Annotated in this window: 2 protein-coding genes; both read left to right on the top strand. The window is 43.0% G+C overall.

Annotation, left to right across the window (positions count from 1 at the left end; all coding sequences use genetic code 11):
- Positions 1-198: 198 nt before the first annotated feature.
- Complete coding sequence (locus tag IGQ44_06250) at positions 199-1,002, top strand: prepilin peptidase (GenBank protein ID HIK37570.1); 804 nt, start codon at positions 199-201, stop codon at positions 1,000-1,002.
- A 274-nt stretch (positions 1,003-1,276) separates the two neighbouring features.
- A partial coding sequence (locus IGQ44_06245; GenBank protein ID HIK37569.1) for a caspase family protein occupies positions 1,277-1,857 on the top strand: 581 nt, incomplete at its 3' end.

Raw genomic sequence — 1,857 nt, 5'->3', positions numbered from 1 at the left:
GGATATGGGGGTAGGGGTGGGGGTTTATGGCAATAAACTCTTTACGTTTCTTAATTTATTCCACTTTCCATGGTATTCCCACAATACACCTCTAGAAGAGGGAAAAATTTGTTTATAGCCCAACCGTCAATGAGAGCTTATCATTTTACTAGCCTTTTTTGGAAACAGAGGTGAATTATTTTCAACAGGGGGAAAAAGATGGCAGAAGGTATTATCCTACTGATAGTATTTGCCTTTGGTGCATGTGTTGGCAGTTTTTTAAATGTAGTAGTCTATCGCATCCCAGCAGGTATGTCCATCATCTATCCCCCTTCCCATTGTCCAAAATGTTCACATACCCTAGGTATAACAGAGAATATACCAATTTTTGGCTGGTTATGGTTAAAAGGCAAATGTCGTTGGTGTAAGGCAACCATTTCTCCACGCTATCCCCTAGTAGAGGCAACCACAGCCTTCCTATTTAGTCTTATCTATCATCAATTCGGTTTTTCCTGGCTAACCCTTACCTATCTTCTCCTCATCAGCTGGTTAATACCACTAGCCTTGATTGACATAGATACCATGACACTTCCTAACAGTCTCACCCAGTCAGGCTTGATAGTGGGGTTAATCTGGCAGGGATTAGTGGGATTAGTAGACAACGGAATAAGTGGCTTTGCTTTCTTTTCATTCTCAGCAGTTTTAGGAGGGGTGGTAGGCATTTGGCTATTTGACATAATCAGTATAGTAGGCAGTCTCCTGTTAGGGAAACCAGCAATGGGTGGCGGAGATCCCAAGTTGGCCGCTATGATAGGTGTATGGATGGGATGGCAAGGAATTGTCTTAACCGCCTTTTTTGCCTGTGCCTATGGTAGCATCATAGGCATCACAGCTATTGCCCTCAAGTTAATCAAAAGACAACAACCCATCCCCTTTGGCCCTTTTCTAGTATTGGGGTGTATTACCGTGATTCTGTGGGGGGAGAGGTTAATGAGCAGTTATCTGGAATACATGGGTATATAGCTCAACCTCACTGTAGTTATCCCCATTTCCATTCACCCTCATTGAAAAGTCGGGCATTTAGACTGGCTTGTGGAAATACCAGAGGTTTTGAATACACAAATGTTTTACAAAAAAAAAATACCCCCGGGCCAATTATAGCAAATCAGGCTGCCTTATGAGCCCTCAGCCCCCGGAGAAAAAAGAAGGGGAATAAGAGCGTAAGTCTACTATAATCAGAAAGTCGGCAGAAATTGTCTTTTCCTTCAGCAGTATTATCCACCGGGTATTCCTCCCCATGAGTCAGATTTCGCGACGCAGTTTTCTAAAAGGGGTGAGTTTGTCAGTAGCCTCTATCTATGGTTGGAAAAGAAAATCATCAGAGGCTATAGCCGCCAACCTAACACCGGCTAACACCAATGGCAATAGCAATAAAATTCGCAAACTGGCCCTATTGGTGGGTATCAATCAATACCCCTCAGAAAAACAATTACGGGGTAGTGTTACCGATGTGGAATTACAGCGGGAATTATTAATTCACCGTTTTGGCTTTTCCCCCCAAGACATCGTTACCCTCACCGACAAACAAGCCACTAGGGAAAATGTTTTAAATGCCTTTCAACAATTATGTAAGCAAGCCAGCGGCGAAGACGTAGTAGTTTTTCATTTTAGTGGCTATGCCAGACAACTGAAATTTTTCCCCGATAATAAATCTCCTCTAGTTGATAGTCTTATCCTCTATGACACCATAATAACTACTGCCAATACAGCCAATGACATTCTCTTAGTAACCCTTCTTTCCCTGGCCAATTCCCTAGCCACAGAAAAGTATACCCTGATTTTAGACACCAGTTTCTCTCCCCCCACCCTCTCTTCTGC

It is taken from the genome of Geminocystis sp. M7585_C2015_104 (assembly GCA_015295805.1).
In the GTDB taxonomy this organism is placed as follows: Bacteria; Cyanobacteriota; Cyanobacteriia; order Cyanobacteriales; family Cyanobacteriaceae; genus DVEF01.
The sequence above is the reverse complement of the archived record's forward strand: the minus strand, read 5'-3'. Positions and strand labels throughout refer to the sequence as shown.

What these genes read in the sequence shown, in the direction of transcription:
- IGQ44_06250 (HIK37570.1), top strand. Translation starts at nt 199, where the DNA reads ATGGCAGAAGGTATTATCCTACTGATAGTATTTGCCTTTGGTGCATGT.